The sequence below is a fragment of the Mycobacterium paraseoulense genome (assembly GCF_010731655.1).
Classification (GTDB): Bacteria; Actinomycetota; Actinomycetes; order Mycobacteriales; family Mycobacteriaceae; genus Mycobacterium; species Mycobacterium paraseoulense.
Window position 1 is genome coordinate 3,377,535 of the sequence record NZ_AP022619.1, and the last position, 16,209, is coordinate 3,393,743.

At 67.6% G+C, this 16,209-nt stretch carries 13 protein-coding genes; 5 read left to right on the forward strand and 8 right to left on the reverse strand.

What is annotated here, in order from left to right:
* The first annotated feature begins 96 nt into the window (after positions 1-96).
* Together G6N51_RS15640 and G6N51_RS15645 are read left to right on the forward strand one after the other, a co-directional pair.
* Entirely contained in the window at positions 97-2,025 is a 1,929-nt protein-coding gene (locus G6N51_RS15640; protein ID WP_232078405.1) for a RyR domain-containing protein, read from the forward strand.
* A gap of 145 nt (positions 2,026-2,170) precedes the next feature.
* Complete coding sequence (locus G6N51_RS15645; protein WP_083168202.1) at positions 2,171-3,718, forward strand: sensor domain-containing protein; 1,548 nt, start codon at positions 2,171-2,173, stop codon at positions 3,716-3,718.
* A 260-nt stretch (positions 3,719-3,978) separates the two neighbouring features.
* On the opposite strand, the gene G6N51_RS15650 is transcribed toward G6N51_RS15645, so the two are convergent.
* Positions 3,979-4,851, reverse strand: coding sequence for an aminodeoxychorismate lyase (locus tag G6N51_RS15650; RefSeq protein WP_142274832.1), 873 nt, complete (start codon positions 4,849-4,851; stop codon positions 3,979-3,981).
* 97 nt (positions 4,852-4,948) lie between these two features.
* Here G6N51_RS15650 and ygfZ point away from each other — a divergent pair, with 97 nt between their 5' ends.
* Complete coding sequence (gene ygfZ, locus G6N51_RS15655; protein WP_083168193.1) at positions 4,949-6,043, forward strand: CAF17-like 4Fe-4S cluster assembly/insertion protein YgfZ; 1,095 nt, start codon at positions 4,949-4,951, stop codon at positions 6,041-6,043.
* A gap of 144 nt (positions 6,044-6,187) precedes the next feature.
* On the forward strand, positions 6,188-6,373 hold the full coding sequence (locus G6N51_RS15660; protein ID WP_083168188.1) for a DUF3073 domain-containing protein: 186 nt from the start codon (positions 6,188-6,190) through the stop codon (positions 6,371-6,373).
* A gap of 61 nt (positions 6,374-6,434) precedes the next feature.
* Here G6N51_RS15660 and purM read toward each other — a convergent pair whose 3' ends face one another.
* The 3 genes from purM to G6N51_RS15675 form a co-directional block, all read right to left on the reverse strand.
* On the reverse strand, positions 6,435-7,529 hold the full coding sequence (gene purM / locus G6N51_RS15665; RefSeq protein WP_083168184.1) for a phosphoribosylformylglycinamidine cyclo-ligase: 1,095 nt from the start codon (positions 7,527-7,529) through the stop codon (positions 6,435-6,437).
* Positions 7,530-7,600: 71 nt separating this feature from the next.
* Positions 7,601-9,127, reverse strand: a complete 1,527-nt coding sequence (purF, locus tag G6N51_RS15670; RefSeq protein ID WP_083168179.1) for an amidophosphoribosyltransferase — start codon at positions 9,125-9,127, stop codon at positions 7,601-7,603.
* 138 nt (positions 9,128-9,265) lie between these two features.
* The gene (locus G6N51_RS15675; protein ID WP_083168175.1) at positions 9,266-9,655 is read right to left on the reverse strand and encodes a sterol carrier family protein; all 390 of its coding nucleotides are present in this window, start codon (positions 9,653-9,655) and stop codon (positions 9,266-9,268) included.
* A 19-nt stretch (positions 9,656-9,674) separates the two neighbouring features.
* Between G6N51_RS15675 and G6N51_RS15680 the strand changes: the two genes are divergently transcribed.
* Positions 9,675-10,889, forward strand: a complete 1,215-nt coding sequence (locus G6N51_RS15680) for an MCE family protein (protein WP_083168170.1) — start codon at positions 9,675-9,677, stop codon at positions 10,887-10,889.
* Here G6N51_RS15680 and G6N51_RS15685 read toward each other — a convergent pair.
* The 4 genes from G6N51_RS15685 to G6N51_RS15700 all read right to left on the reverse strand — a co-directional run bounded on the left by G6N51_RS15685 (position 10,871) and on the right by G6N51_RS15700 (position 16,042).
* Positions 10,871-11,506: an Rv0804 family intramembrane glutamic endopeptidase gene (locus tag G6N51_RS15685; RefSeq protein ID WP_083168165.1), complete on the reverse strand. Its 636-nt coding sequence runs from the start codon at positions 11,504-11,506 to the stop codon at positions 10,871-10,873. The genes G6N51_RS15680 and G6N51_RS15685 overlap by 19 nt on opposite strands.
* A 19-nt stretch (positions 11,507-11,525) precedes the next feature.
* Positions 11,526-13,823 carry a phosphoribosylformylglycinamidine synthase subunit PurL gene (gene purL / locus G6N51_RS15690; RefSeq protein WP_083168161.1) on the reverse strand — a complete coding sequence of 766 codons (2,298 nt, stop codon included), beginning with the start codon at positions 13,821-13,823 and terminating at the stop codon, positions 11,526-11,528.
* 50 nt (positions 13,824-13,873) lie between these two features.
* Positions 13,874-14,221: a VOC family protein gene (locus tag G6N51_RS15695; RefSeq protein WP_083168158.1), complete on the reverse strand. Its 348-nt coding sequence runs from the start codon at positions 14,219-14,221 to the stop codon at positions 13,874-13,876.
* 99 nt (positions 14,222-14,320) lie between these two features.
* Positions 14,321-16,042, reverse strand: a complete 1,722-nt coding sequence (locus G6N51_RS15700; RefSeq protein ID WP_232078407.1) for a multicopper oxidase family protein — start codon at positions 16,040-16,042, stop codon at positions 14,321-14,323.
* Between the last annotated feature and the right edge of the window lie 167 nt (positions 16,043-16,209).

Here is a 16,209-nt window from a genome sequence, read left to right on the forward strand (position 1 = left end):
GCGACGGCCTCGTTGGTCAAAGGCAGCACCGGCGACTACTCGCTGGGCGGACGCCCGTGCCCGACGCCCACCCCGATCGCCCTGGAAGTGGCCCGGGTGACCGCCCTGGCCGCGATCTTCACCGGATTGGGTGGGGTCGTTATCGCTGCCTTCCGCTCCCAAGTGGACCGGTTACGAGCGAACCTCGCAGACTCCGTCACCGCCGTCGTCGGCATCGATGACGACACCCAGTCGATGATCAGCGGGATCGCGCAGACGTTGGACCGGCGCAACACCCTGGTGGTCATCACCAACGCGGGCGACGACCACGTAACCCGTGCTCGCAGGCAGGGCGCCCGAGTGGTCCTGGTGGATTTCAGCACGCCGTCCACCCTGGTCTCGCTGCGACTGTGGCGCCACCTCACACGGCTCTACCTGATGGCACCCGACCCGGCGATCAACCTACTGTGGCTTGACCTGATCGGTCGTCGGCTCGCCGAGGTCGGCCACAAGCAGCGGTTGCCGCTGATCGTGCGCATGGATGACCCGTGGCTCGCCGAAGCGTGGCGCGCTCAGCAATTCGGGGGGTCGGGCAACCGGTGGGCGGCCGATGTGGTCGGTAAGTATGAGGTGACCGCCGGCAGGTTATTGGACGGCATCATTGAAGCCAAGACCATTCGTCGGGTATTCGTTTGTGGCACTTCACAATTGACTCTGGCGTTGTGCGCGGACCTGACCCGCCGCGCTCTTGAGCGCGACTTCTATACCCCGCCGGATGCGGTGCCGTTACCGGCGCTCACCCTCGTCGAACGCGACGCCGACGACTACTTGCAGGATCACGAATTTCATCGCCAGCAAGCCGGTTTCATGTCGGATGGACCGGAAGTCGATGCGGTATCGGCGATGCCAACGGTACCCACCATGCTGCGTTTGATTGGCGATGCGAACCCCGCGACGAGCGCCGTGATTTTGGTCAACACGCAGCAGGCTGCGACGGCCAGTAGGCTGGCTGCCCGCTTCCCCGAGATGCCGGTGTACACCTCGGATCTCAACACCAACCTGGCTGACGACGCGATCCAGGTCGTGGGAAGGTTGCAGTCCTACTCCCTGGTGCTGGACAGTCGCGAGGGCCGAGTCCAGGATGCCTGGGAGCGCGCGGCGAGGCTCATTCACGAGCGCTATGTGTCAACGATCGAACCGGGGGCACCCCGGTCCCCGGCCGCGCTGCCGTGGGAGGACCTTAATGAGTTCTACCGCGGATCCAATCGGCGCCAGGTACGCAACGCCCTATGGATGGTTGAAAAAATCGCCGGGCACACCTGGAATACGTGGGGCAGCCCACCGGCACAGCTTTCCGGCAACGACATGGCGGGATTGCCGCCATTGGAGCAGCTTGCTCTGATGGGCTTCGACCACGACTCAGCGATGAGCATGGCGCGGGCTGAGCACGAGGACTGGTGTCGCTATTACCGCCGCAACGGCTGGAAGTACGGTTCGCCTCGCGATGATTCCCACAAGATCCACGACAAGCTCGTCGACTGGTCGGCGGTGGAAAGCACCCCCGATTTGCTCAATGCAGCGATCCGCAGCTTGGCCGCTACCTTGTGGAGTCTGCGCCAGCTGGGATTCCGGTCGCGCCCAATGTGGCAGACCTTCACCCGGATCGGGACGGTCACCGCTGAACAACGCGACGCCCCGTGGACGTGGACATCGGATTCCGGACACACGATGCGTGCCAACGCCGGTGACTGGGCGGTCCACGAAGACGGAAAGATCTGGTCCGTGCGCGACGACATTTTCCGCGACACGTACGAGCCGGCGGGTGATGGGAAATGGCAACGCAGTGGCTGCGTTCAGGCGCGGCCCGCGCAGGCCGGTGAAACCATTGACACCCTGGAAGGCCCCGCGACTGCGGCCGACGGCGACTGGGTCGTACGCGGGGAGGCCGGCGAGCAATGGCCCGTGCCCGCCGACGAATTCGCGCGCCGCTACGCCGAATTCCGCCCTCCCGAAGAAAGCCGCGTTTTGGATCGCGGAAAGCAATAAGCGTCTGACGCGTTATCGACTCGAACGGAGTCGAATTGGCCATCCTGAGATGGGCTGACACTGATACGGTATCGGCGCATGTGATACCGGTCGCATGCAGGCCATGGCCCATTTCGTTCGCTCGGCCTCACCCTAGGAGACTGTGATGGCGCTGTTTGTCAGCTACTCGAGCCAGGACAGGTCAACGGTCGATGCCCTGGCGGCGGCCCTGCGGCGCGCCCAACAGCAAGTTTGGTTCGACCAAGAGCTAGGCGGCGGCGACTCGTGGTGGGCCAAGATCCTCGAGCAGATCCGTGCCTGCGACCTGTTCCTCGTCGCGCTCTCAAGCAACTGGTTGCAGTCCAAACCGAGTCAGTCCGAGCTGCGCTACGCGCAGGCTTTGAACAAGCCGATCCTTCCGGTTCGCATCGGCGACATAGGCAGCATGCGCGTGAATCCACTTGCGGCGTTGCAGATCATCGACTATCGCAACCCGACCGTTGACGCCGGCATCCAGCTGGTCACCGCCGTGCACTCGCTCACCGCTAAGCCTCACCCGTTGCCGGACCCGCTGCCCGACGAGCCGCCCGTGCCGTTCGGCTACATAACGCGGTTGGGCAACATGCTCGCCGAGAAGGAGCTCAGCCCGCAGCAGCAGCTGCAATTGCTGGTCGAACTCAGATCCGGACTCGACGAGGACGGCGACGACCCCAGCGCTCGCAGCGACATCGCCCAACTTTTGCGCATGATGCGCCTGCGACACGACGTCACCTATCGCACCCGAAACGACATCGACAACGTGCTCGCGTCGATCGAGTCTGATCAGCAAGCTTCGGCTTCGGGCGCGTCGACAACAACCGGCGCCAGCTCGCAGACTGCACCGACCGCCCCGGCGCGACCGGCAAGCGACACCACCGCCGCGAGCGCGGCCGGCGGCGGTGCGGCCGCAACCGGCGGATCCAACAACCGGCTGATCATCATCGGCGGCGCCACCCTGGCCGTCATCGTCGCGATCGTCGCGGCGGTCGTTTTCCTGAGCCAGGAGTCGACTTCCAAAAAAACATCGGCCGGGACGGCGCCGGGCGGCCCCGCCGGGACAGCCGGGCAGACGGCGCCCGCTACCGGGGCACCCGGACAATCGGCGCCCGCACCAGGGGCCGCTGGGCGTCTGGACACGATTCTGCTCAGCGCGCAGCAGGTGAACGCCATCATGAACCCGCCCACATCGATGCAAGTCGCGGACGACCAGACGGCCACGCGGCTGCGTCCAGACGAGAGTCTGTCAAATGCGGCCTGCTTTGGCGCGTTCGATCCGATTCGGCAGAGCGCCTATGCGGGCTACAACCCCACCGGCGTGCTCGGACAGGGGCTGGATACGCAGGACAGCAGCTATCGGGTTTACCAAGCCGCGGTCAGCTTCCCGACCCCCGCACAAGCTCAGGAGTTCGTGACCGCCTCTGCCGGCAAATGGAAGGCGTGCAACGGCGTAACCGTGAAGTTCAACAACAAAGCCAACTGGACCTTCGGGAATGTGACCGAGACTTCGTCGAGGATCACGCTGTCGCGCGCGCCGGGAGATCCGAACCGGGCGAGCTGCGAGCGCGTGCTGAGTGCGGTGTCCGACGTGGTCCTCGACGTCATGGCCTGCGAAGTGGGTGTCCACGGTCAAGGCGGACAGATCACCGATCAGATGGCCGCCAACGTCAAACAATAGCGGCGCCCAGGCGTCGACCGGCCCCAGACGTGGAGCGGCCCCCGAGCAAGGCTCCCGGTTGGACAGACCGGAAACTCGGGGGCCGGGTGGCCACGGGGAATTCGCCAGCGCGCGTAAATCGCCGGCTCTTCGAAAGCCACTGCTGCTAGCGCGCAGCCACCTCACATGTCCATGAAGCTATCAATTTCGCGGACCACCTCCCTTCTTGTGTACGGCCGACCGTACCCGCGATTCCGCAACCCGACAACACAATTCAGCGCTTAGCGATCGCTGACGATCGCGGAGTCGATCAAGGAGGCGAATTCCGCGGCCATTGCAGACCGAGGCAGTGGCCGACCGTCGAGCGTGTGCACGCGGGCGGCCAACGTCATACTCGAGACCAGCCAGATCCCTTGCGCGGCATTGAGATCGGCAAGCCGCAACGCGCGATAGTCGCAGTCGTAGCCCTTCGACCTCGCCACCTCGAAAAGGGCCTGCTGCGTGGTGCCACGCAAAATCGGATACCACGGCGGAGGCGTCAGCAGGCACACATTCCCGCCCGCTCCCGTTTCGGCATCGGCCGCGATCACCACCGTCGAGCGCGGACCTTCCAGGATGTAGCCGTCCGAGCTGACGAAGATCACGTCACCGGCGCCCTGCCGGGCGGCATGACGCAAGGCGGCCATGTTGACCGCATAGGACAGGGTCTTGGCCCCGGCCAGCAGCCACGGCATCGCGTCGGTGCCGGCGGCGGCCAGCCCGCGGTCCAACGTCACCGCGGCCAGCCCGTCGCGCCGGACGGCCGTCACTCGTTCGGGGACAGCGGTGACCATGACATAGGCCGTCGGCGTCGTCCCGCTCTCCCGGCCGCGGCTGTAGATCAGGCGCATCGCGCCCTCGTCAGCGGTTCCCGCGACCCACTGCCGGGTGGCCAGGCCGATCGCATTGCGCCAGGCGGGCAGTTCCGGCCCGGGCAAATCCATCAGCCTGGCCGACTGGGCCAGCCGCTGCAGATGGGACTCGAGCAGACAGGGCCTGCCGTCGCGGACCAACAGCGTCTCGAAGACGCCGTCGCCGCGAACCGCGGCCAGGTCGTCGGCGTGCAGAAGCGGGGCATCGGGCGGATGGACCGCGCCGTCCAGCGTGACGATCACACCGGTCAGGCTTGCCATGGAGGTAAAGCCTAGCGCCGAGCGTGCGGCTGGCCGCACGCTCGACGGGCGCGGCGCCAGGGGTCCGTAGAGTTGACGTGTGTCTGCAGTACCCGCACCCGATTCCGGCCCCGACGCGGGCGCCATTTGGCATTACGGCGACCCACTGGGCGAACAGCGCGCGGCCGAAACCGATGCGGTGGTGGTGGACCGCTCGCACCGGGCGGTGCTCACCCTGACCGGTGGCGACCGCCAGAAGTGGCTGCACAGCATCTCCACCCAACACGTCAGCGACCTCCCCGAGGGCGCCAGCAGGCAGAACCTCAGCCTCGACGGCCAGGGCCGGGTCGAGGACCACTGGATCCAAACCGAACTCGGCGGCACCACCTACCTCGACACCGAGCCGTGGCGGGGCGAACCGCTGCTGGAATACCTGCGCAAGATGGTCTTCTGGTCCGACGTCGCCCCGGCGGCCGCCGACCTGGCGGTGCTTTCGCTATTGGGTCCGCGACTGGCCGAGCCGGCGGTGCTCGACGTGCTGGGCCTGGACGCCCTGCCCGCCGAGCTGACCGCGACGCCGGTCGCCGGCGGTGGCTTCGTGCGGCGGATGCCCGGCGCCCCCGCGGGCCAGATCGAACTGGACCTGCTGGTTCCCCGCAGCGAATCCGCCGGCTGGCGGGAGCGTCTGGTGCGGGCGGGCGTGCGGCCCGCGGGGGTGTGGGCCTACGAGGCCCACCGGGTCGTGGCGCTGAGACCGCGGCTGGGCGTCGACACCGACGAACGCACGATTCCGCACGAGGTTGGGTGGATCGGCGGGCCCGGCCAGGGGGCCGTCCACCTGGACAAGGGTTGCTACCGGGGGCAGGAGACCGTCGCGCGCGTGCACAACCTGGGTAGGCCACCCCGGATGCTCGTCCTGTTGCACCTCGACGGCTCGGTGGAGCGGCCTTCGACGGGTGACCCGGTGCTCGCCGGCGGTCGCGCCATCGGCCGCCTTGGCACCGTGGTGGATCATGTGGACCTCGGGCCCGTGGCCCTCGCTCTGCTCAAGCGCGGGGTGCCGGCCGACACCGAACTCGCGACCGGGCCGCAGGCCTCGGTAGCCGCGGTGATCGACGCCGATTCGCTGCCGCCGACCGAACAGACCGGTGCGGGACGGCTGGCCGTTGAACGGTTGCGGGGCGGTGCGAGATAATCGTCGATGACGTCCGCCACAGCGGCAGGGGGGACCGACGCTCAACCGTAAGGCACGGTAAACTGTCGGCAGGACAATAACGACACCAGTAGATCGGAGCCGCCTGATTCGGGCCGCTCCGTTATTGCGCGAGGGGGTTCCCCCATGGGCCGCGGCCGGGCTAAGGCAAAGCAGACCAAGGTTGCTCGAGAACTCAAATACAGTTCCCCGCAGACCGACTTCCAGCGGCTTCAGCAAGAGCTGGCAGGGTCGGATGCCGGAAACTCCACCGAACTGGAGGACGACGGCGTCGGCGACTCCTGGCAAGACGCCGACGACTGGCGTCGCTAAGGCTCGCCCGGCTGTGCCGGTGCGGTCCGTTTCGGCACCACGCTAGCCCGGATCTGGCCGTCTAGAATCTCGGGTGCTGTCCGACCAGCTTTGCCCGCGGGCCCTCTTTACCGCCTTTGCAGACCGTCCCCAACACCCAGCAGTCCAGGTGGCGGGCCGTCAAGATGGCCAAAGCGCGGTCGGTGTCCTCGGGCGCGACAACGGCGACCATGCCGACGCCCATGTTGAAAGTCTTCTCCATCTCCTCCCGCCTCACCCGACCACGCTGCGCGATCATGGCGAACACCGGTGCGGGCGTCCAAGTCCCCCGGTCGATTTCGGCGACCAGGCCGTGCGGGATGACGCGTTGCAGGTTGCCGGCCAGCCCGCCGCCGGTGACGTGGCAGAAGGTGCGGACATGGGTTTCGGCGGTCAACGCCAGACAGTCTTTGGCGTAGATCCGAGTGGGTTCCAACAGCTCTTCCCCCAGGGTTCGGCCGAACTCCTCGACATAACCGGCCAAGTTCATCCGGTCGATCTCGAGCAGCACCGTGCGGGCCAGCGAGTAGCCGTTGGAATGCAGGCCGGAGGAGCCCATGGCGATGAGCGTGTCGCCGGGTTTGACCCGATCGGGCCCCAGCACGTCGTCGGCTTCCACGACACCGACACCGGTCGCCGAGATGTCGTAATGGTCGGGTTCCATCAGACCGGGATGCTCGGCGGTTTCACCGCCCAGCAGCGCGCAGCCGGCGCGCACACATCCCTCGGCGATGCCGGCCACGATCGCGCTGAGCCGTTCAGGCACGGTCCGGCCCACCGCGATGTAGTCCTGCAGGAACAGCGGCTCGGCGCCGCAGACGACGAGGTCGTCGACCACCATCGCGACCAGGTCCAGGCCGACGGTGTCGTGTTTGTCCATCGCCTGAGCGACCGCCAGCTTGGTTCCCACACCGTCGGTCGAGGCCGCGAGCAGCGGTTCGCGGTAGTCGTTGCGCAAAGCGAACAGCCCGGCGAACCCACCGAGGCCGCCCCGCACCTCGGGCCTGGTGGCCCGTGTCGCCAGCGGCTTGAACATCTCGACGGCGCGGTCGCCAGCCTCAATGTCCACCCCGGCCGACGCGTAGGTGATGCCGTGGCTGCCCGGGTTTCGTCCGGGGCTTTTTCCGGGATCCGTCATCGCGATAAAGGCTACCGGGCGCCGCCGACCGCCGTTATCAAACGTGTTGGAACGGGCGCGTCGGACGTCCGTCAGCGGACGATGGGGACTTCGTCGGGCGTCAGCTCCTCGAGCCCGGACCCGCGCGCGGCGTTGGTGAGCATGTGCTCGATGACGTTCTTACCCAAGGCCGTCTCCTCGGGCAGCTCGATCGGATACCGTCCGTCGAAGCAGGCTGTGCACAGTCGCGACGCGGGTTGTTCGGACGCCGCGACCAGGCCGCGCAGCGAGATGTAGCCGAGGGAGTCGGCGCCGATGGCGTGCCGCACCGCTTCGAGCATTTCCTCTTTGTCCTGTACGGCGTTGGCGATCAGCTCGGCCGGCGACGGGAAGTCGATGCCATAGAAGCAGGGCCATTTCACCGGCGGCGACGCGATCCGCACGTGGACTTCGACGGCACCGGCCTCGCGCAGCATGCGCAGCAGCGCGCGCTGGGTGTTCCCGCGCACGATCGAGTCGTCCACGACGATGAGCCGCTTGCCGCGGATGACCTCGCGAAGTGGGTTGAGCTTCAGGCGGATACCGAGCTGGCGGATGGTCTGGGACGGTTGGATGAAGGTCCGCCCGACGTAGGCGTTCTTCATCAGGCCCTGCCCGTACGGAATGCCGGACTCCTGCGCGTATCCGACCGCCGCGGGAGTGCCCGACTCCGGGACTCCAATGACCAGGTCGGCGTCGACCGGGCACTCACGGGCCAGGCGGCGACCGATCTCCACCCGAGTGGCGTGCACGGACCGGCCGGCGATCGTGCTGTCCGGCCGCGCCAGGTAGACGTACTCGAACACGCAGCCCTTGGGCGTCGGGTTGGCAAAACGCGTGGACCGCACCCCGTCGGCGTCGATCGCCAGCAGTTCGCCCGGCTCGATATCGCGCACGAACGATGCGCCGACGATGTCCAGGGCCGCCGTTTCGGAGGCCACCACCCAGCCCCGATCCAGCCGGCCAAGCGAAAGCGGCCTTACGCCGTGGGGATCGCGGCATGCATAGAGCGTGTTCTCGTCCATGAAGGTCAGGCAGAACGCGCCGCGCACGGTGGGCAACAGATCCAGGGCCGCCTGCTCGAGGGTGGAATCCGCCGCGCCGTGGGCCAGCAGGGCGCCCAGGATGTCGGAGTCCGTCGTCGCCGGCGCGGGGCAGCGCCGAGCGATCAGCCCGGCGTCACGGGCGAGTGCGGCAAGCTCGGCGGTGTTGACCAGATTTCCGTTGTGCCCCAGCGCGACACCGGTGCCGGCGGCGGTGTTGCGGAACACCGGCTGCGCGTTCTCCCACGTCGTGTCGCCGGTGGTGGAGTAGCGGCAATGCCCGATGGCGACGTGACCCGGCATCGCGGCGAGCGTCTGCTCGTCGAAAACCTGGCTGACCAAGCCCAAGTCCTTGAAGACGAGAACCTGTGATCCATCGGCGACGGCGATTCCGGCGGCCTCCTGCCCGCGATGCTGCAGGGCGTACAAGCCGTAATAGGTGAGTTTTGCGACATCCTCGCCCGGGGCCCAAACCCCAAATACACCACACTCTTCACGAGGCGAGTTCAGGTCCTGCTCGGGTTCTCCGACGGTCACGATCGGGCGGCTCCCTGGGGAACGGTTGGTGACGTTACGGAGTCTACGGGTCCGACGCCCGCGACCGCGAATCAACAGCGCGTGTTGCGCGCCGAAAATTCCCGCAGGGAACCTAAAGCTGCAGTTCAGGGTTACTATTCAGCTGATATCGAACAGGGGCAGGTAGTGTTCGATGTCACCGGCTCGAGAGCCCGAGAGACTTATCGCACCGGCGTCCCTCGCCTGCGGGAACGCCCACAGTCCGGCAGCCAGCAGCAGCCACGTCCGCGGATCGGTCTCCACCACGTTGGGCGGCGTGCCGCGGGTGTGCATTGGCCCCGCGATGCACTGGACCGCGACGAACGGCGGAATCCGCACCTCGACGCTGGCGCCGGGCGCCACGGCGGCCAGCGTGCGGGCGGTGAGCCGGACGGCGGTGCCGAGGCTCTCGCGGTCGGGCGCGGGCCGGGATTCGTCGCGCAGCCAGTCCGCGACAGCCAACACCGCCTGCCGAGTCTTCGCCGGATCGGCCTTTTGACGGACGGCCATACCCTAGGGTCTCAAACTCATGGAGCGTCGTCGCCTGCGGCGCGGGCCACCGCACAAGGCCGTCGGGCTCGTGACGGTGGCCGTCATGGGGTTGATCGGGTCGCTCCTGTACCTGCAGTTCCGGGGTGACCTCACTCCGACGACCAAGCTGACCCTAATGGCTGCGCGCGCCGGCCTGGTGCTGGATCCCGGCTCCAAGGTGACCTACAACGGAGTCCAGATCGGCCGGGTGGAGCGCATTTCCGAGACCACCCGCGACGGCAAGCCGGCGGCCAAGCTGGTGCTTGACATCACCCCGCGGTACCTCAAGCTGATCCCGGCCAACGTGGCGGCCACGATCAAAGCGACAACGGTATTCGGCAACAAATACGTCGCGTTGAGGTCACCGGCGCAGCCCGCGGCACAATCGATCGCGCCGGCGGCGGTGATCGAGGCGACGTCGGTGACCACCGAGTTCAATACCGTTTTCGAGACGCTCATGTCGATTGCGGAGAAAGTCGACCCGGTCAAGGTGAATCTGACGCTCAGCGCGGCCGCGCAAGCCCTGACCGGGTTGGGTGACAGGTTCGGTGCATCTCTGGTCAACGGCAACACGATCCTCGACGACGTCAATCCGCGGATGCCCGAAATACGCGCTGACGCTGCGCGATTGGCCGCTCTCGCTGAGACCTACGCCCGCGCGTCTCCCGACCTGTGGGGCGCGCTGGACCACGCGGTGACCGCGGCGCGCACGTTGAACCGGCAGCAAATCGATCTGGACGCGGCGCTGCTGGCGGCGGCCGGGCTGGGCGGCACGGGCGCCGACATCTTCGGACGCGGCGGCCCGTACCTGGCGCGGGGGGCCGACGATCTGGTCACCTCCAGCCAGCTGCTCGACGAGTACAGCCCGGAAATCTTCTGCACCATACGCAATTTCGACGAGGTCGGGCCCAGGATCCACAACGCCCTCGGCGACAACGGCTACTCGCTGGGCGCGCACGCTGCGGGCGCGATCGCCGGGGCTCCCAATCCCTATATCTGGCCGGAGAACCTGCCGCGGACCAATGCCAGGGGCGGTCCCGGCGGGCGGCCGGGCTGCTGGCAGACGATCACCCGGCAGTTGTGGCCGGCGCCGTTTCTGGTGATGGACACCGGCGCAAGCATGGCTCCCTACAACCATTTCGAACTGGGCTCGCCACTCTTCGTCGAGCACGTGTGGGGCCGCCAGTTGGGCGACTACACCATCAACCCGTGACGCCGCACGCTGAGCGCGGCGATCGCGCCGGCCTCGTTGATGGCCAAGTGCGCGAGCATGGGTGCGGCGACGCTACCCGAACGGTCCGCCAGCCAACCGAAGAGCCAGCCGGCGAGGCCGGTCACCAGCACGGTGCCCACCACCGGCTCACCCGACGCGCGTGCGTCCGCGATGTGGGAGAGCCCAAAGCTTGCCGCCTGCAACAACCTTGCGCCCGAGGTGCCGAACCCATCCGCGGCGGCGGTGATCAGCGCCGCGCGGAACGCGGCCTCCTCGGACCAGACGGTTCCGATCGGGATCTGCAGCAGCAGCCACCCGGGCGTTGAGCCGGGTGGCTCCCGGTCGGCCATCGACGCCCGCACCAACGGCACCGCCGTCGTCGCGGCGATCGCGCTCACCGCCGCCACGCCGGCCGCCGAACCCAGCCGCAGCCCCGCCCACAGCCGCGGCGGATTTAGCCCCAGCGGTGCACGCGTGGCAAGCACCAGCAGGCCGGCCGCCCCGGCCTGCACGGTCGTCCGCCAGGCCGTGGGCAGCCGCGGGCCCACGAAGCTCCACCCGACCAGGCCGGCGGCTAGACAGAACGCCCGCGCTCGGCGTAAACCGCTGTAGCCCATATGGAGTCGTCGCTACGGCTCATCCGAAGAGGCGCGGCAGCACCGCCTCGGACGTCTCGCGCAGTTCCGACAGCGAAACACTGAACAGACCCTGAACCTCCACCGCATCGGAGGCCTCATCGACGACGCCGATGCGCATCGCGGGCAGTCCGCGCGCCTCGCACATCGCCCGGAACCGGCTCTCCTCGGTACGCGGCACCGCCACCAGGACCCGGCCCGCCGACTCCGAAAACAACGTCACGAACGGATCGGGTCCCTCGGGAAGCACGATGCGGCACCCGGTTTCACCCGCGAGCGCCGCCTCCACGATCGCCTGCGCGAGCCCGCCTTCGGACAGGTCGTGCGCCGCCGACACCAGCCCGTCCCGGGAAGCCGCGCTCAGCACGTCGGCCAGCAGCTTTTCGCGCGCCAGGTCGACCGCGGGCGGCAACCCACCGAGATGGTCGCCGGTCACCTGCGCCCAAATCGAACCGTCGAACTCGTCGCGCGTATCGCCCAGCAGCATCAGGGTCTCGCCCGGCTCGGTGCCCAGGCCGGTGGGGATGCGCCGGGCGACGTCATCGAGCACGCCGAGCACGCCGACCACCGGCGTGGGCAGGATCGCCGCCGACCCGGTCTGGTTGTAGAAGCTGACGTTGCCACCGGTCACCGGAATGCCGAGCGCCGCACACCCATCGGCCAGCCCCCGCACCGCCTGCGAGAACTGCCACATCACGCCGGGATCCTCCGGTGAGCCGAAGTTTAGGCAGTTGGTCACCGCGACCGGGGTGGCGCCGGTGACAGCGACGTTGCGGTACGCCTCGGCCAGCGCGAGCTGGGCCCCCGCGTAGGGATCGAGCAGCGTGTAGCGCCCCGACGCATCGGTCGACAGCGCGATGCCGCGGCCGGTGGTTTCGTCGACGCGCAACACGCCGCCATCGGCGTGCTCGGCCAGCACGGTGTTGCCGCGCACGTAACGGTCGTACTGTTCGGTGATGAATGCGCGGCTGCACAGGTGCGGGCTGCCCAGCAGGGCAAGCAAAGTCGCGCGCAGCTCCTCCCCCGTCGTCGGTCGCGGCAGGCTGGTCGACCGGTCGGCGTTCAGGGCGTCCTGGGATTCGGGCCGCGCGACCGGGCGCTGGTACACCGGGCCCTCGTGCGCGACGGTGCGCGGCGGCACGTCGACGACCGTCTCGCCCCGCCAGGTGATCCGCAACCGCTCACCGTCGGTGACCTCGCCGATGACCGTGGCCAACACCTCCCATTTGCGGCACACCGCCATGAAGGCGTCCACGTTCTGCGGGGCGACCACCGCGCACATGCGCTCCTGCGACTCGCTGCAGAGCACCTCGGCGGGTGTCATCTCCTTGGCCCGCAGCGGCACCGTGTCGAGTTCGACCGCCATCCCGCCGTCCCCGGCCGATGCCAATTCGGAGGTGGCGCAAGCCAATCCGGCCCCGCCGAGGTCCTGGATACCGATCACCAGGCCGCCCGCGTACAGCTCGAGGCAGCACTCGATGAGCACCTTCTCCATGAAGGGGTCGCCCACCTGAACCGAGGGCAGCTTCTTGCGGGATCCGGTGGAATCGAACGTGTCCGACGCCAGCACCGACACCCCGCCGATGCCGTCGAGTCCCGTCCGCGCGCCGAACAGAATGATCTTGTTCCCCGCGCCGGAGGCGAACGCCAAATGCAGGTCCTCCTGGCGTAATACGCCCACACACATCGCGTTCACCAACGGGTTTCCGGCGTAGCATGCGTCGAAAACGGTCTCGCCGCCGATGTTGGGCAGGCCCAGCGAATTGCCATAGCCGCCGATGCCGCGGACAACGCCGTCGACCACGCGGCGGGTGTCGGGCGCGTCGGCGGCGCCGAACCGCAGCTGGTCCATCACGGCGACCGGTCGCGCGCCCATGGCCATGATGTCGCGCACGATGCCGCCCACGCCGGTGGCCGCGCCCTGGTAGGGCTCGACGTAGGACGGGTGGTTGTGCGACTCCACCTTGAAGGTGACCGCCCAGCCGTCGCCGATGTCGACGACGCCGGCGTTCTCGCCGATGCCGGCCAGCATGCCCGCGCGCATCTCGTCGGTTGTGGTCTCGCCGAAGTAGCGCAGGTGCACCTTCGACGACTTGTAGGAGCAGTGCTCGCTCCACATCACCGAGTACATCGCCAGCTCGGTGTCGGTGGGTCTGCGGCCCAGGATCTGGCGGATCCGCTCGTACTCGTCCTCTTTGAGGCCCAGCTCGGCGAACGGCTGCGGTTGGTCGGGGCTGGCGGCGGCGTGCTCGACGGTGTCGATCGCCTGGGTGCGGGCGCTCGTCCCGGAGACAGTCACGCCAGACAGTCTAGGGCGACGATCCAGTCACCGTCGGGTCGCCGTGGAGGCTATTGGCCGACCACGCAGAAGACGTTGCCCTCGGGGTCGGCCAGCACCACCCAGCGGAAATTGTCGCCGAAGTTGTGCCGGCCGACCTCGGTGGCCCCGGCGGCTGTCAGCCGAGACGCCTCGGCGTCCACGTCGGCGGGGCCGAAGTCGAGGTGCACGCGGTTCTTCCCGGGCGTAGGGTCGGGCACCTTCTGGAATCCGAGCCGAGGGCCCTCCGGCAAACTCACCGCGGTGAACTCGTCGGCGAGCAATTCCTGCGTCGTACCACCGAACTGCTCGGCCCACCAGCCGGCCAGCTGCGCCGGATTGCTGCAGTCGAAGGTGATCATCTCCACGTTGAGCGCCATACCGCCCGACCTTAGGCCTGGACCCGCTGCGGCGAAAGGAACGGCTGCAGCGCTCACGAAGTTTGCACGTCCGGTCGGGCCCCTGCTTTCGCCTCGCGGTTAATCGACGGTCAGGAAGTCGGCCATCATGGCCATGTCTTCGTGCTCGAGGTTGTGGCAGTGCAGAAGGTAGGAACCCGCGTAATCGGTGAACCGGGTGAGGACTTCAACCGCTTCGGCTGGGCGGACATCGACGGTGTCCTTCCACCCCGTGTCGAATCGATCCGGTGCGCGGTTGTTGCGGGAGATCACGCGGAAGGAATTCAGGTGCAGGTGAATAGGGTGGTGGAACTCGGTGATGAACCGCCAGATTTCTGTGGTGCCGAGCTTAGGGCGCGCCAGCGACCGGCCCGGTTGATAGGAGAGGTCGTTGATCGTCCATACGCCCTTTCTGCCCAGACGGAAGACGAACGTTCGAGTGGTTACGGCGCCGCGCGGGTCCACATCCGGGACACTTCCGCTGAGCCGGTGGGGGATCGCCGAATCGTCGGAACGGTCCGCGCCTTCGATGTCGAACCGCATGACTTCGCCGGCGCTTTCGGTACCCAACCGGTTGAGCAACCGCACTTTTGATCCGGGCTCATAGCGGCCGAAATCGACCACAACATCGAACCGTTCGGCCGGAGCGATGTCGATGAAATCGTGGCCTACCGGTCGGGCGAGTAATCCGCCGTCACTGCCGATCTGCACCAGCGCCGAGCCGCCGGGTGGCTGCGGGTCTAGCTGCAGCCGGTAGCGGCGGGCGTTGGATGCGTTCAGCAGCCGCAGGCGGTAACGGGCGGGATCGGTCGACAGCACCGGCCATGGTGCGCCGTTGACGAGGACGACGTCACCGAGGACGCCATTCATGTAGTCACCGGTTGCTCCGCCGCCGTCAGCGGACGGATAGCGGAAGGAGCCGTCGGCGGCGAATGCGCGATCGGTGATCATCAGCGGGACGTCCCGCCGGCCGCGCGGCAGGGGCAGCGCGTCTTCCTCGTCGTCGTGGACCAAGTGGAATCCGGCCAGGCCGCGCCACACGGCGGCGCCGGTGTAGCCCATGCGGTGATCGTGGTACCACAACGTAGCGGCCCGCTGGTTCATCGGATAGACGTATTCGCGCTCTCCGACAATGCTCTTGCGCGCCATGGCTTCAGCCCCGGGCTGACCGGTCGGCGGGAGGATGAAGTCGGTCGGGTACCCATCGTGGTCTTCCGGCGTGTGGCCGCCGTGCAGATGCACCACGACCGGCACGGGCAGGGCGTTGCGGTGCCGCACGATGGTGCGTCGGCCGGACCGCGAGGCAATGGTGGGGCCGGGAAAGCTCGTGTTGTAAGTCCATGCCGCCGTGGGCAGCTCGGGCAGTATGCGCAATTGCGTGGTCTGCTGGGTGATCTCGTAGTAGTCGGTGTCCGCGTCGGTCCGAACCGGCGTCAGCTGTTCCGGGATCGGCAATGGGACTTGATAGCGATCGGGCAACCTCGTCTGACTGCTGACAAGCCGTCCTGATTCTGCGGAGCCCAGCAGTGCGCCGGCAAGCGGCCAGCCGGCACCGATGAAACCGATGCCCGCCGCGGCGGCACCCAGCCGCAACGCGCCGCGCCGATTCATCGGATCACTTCCCGCGCTGCCGAACGCGAGCGTGCGGCCAGCGGCAGACGCCACACAGAGGCGGTCAGCTGGAAGATTCCCATGATCAACAGCACCCCGAGCGGAACGTGTAAGCATGTCAGCCGTAATTCCCCCGATGCGAACTCGGCGACGAAGAGGATCGTCACGAGCGCGCCGACTGCTATCGGCCATCGCGGCCCGCCCGTCCTGCTCACGATCACCAGCACCATCACCTGAACGACGGAAAGCACCGTGGTTACCTTCGCGCCAACCGAGTGCAGCATCAGTGCGTCGTATTGCCCGCCGAGAAAACTGCCGGCGAACCCGGCTTGAGCCAGCGCCAGCAGTGCCAACGTCGC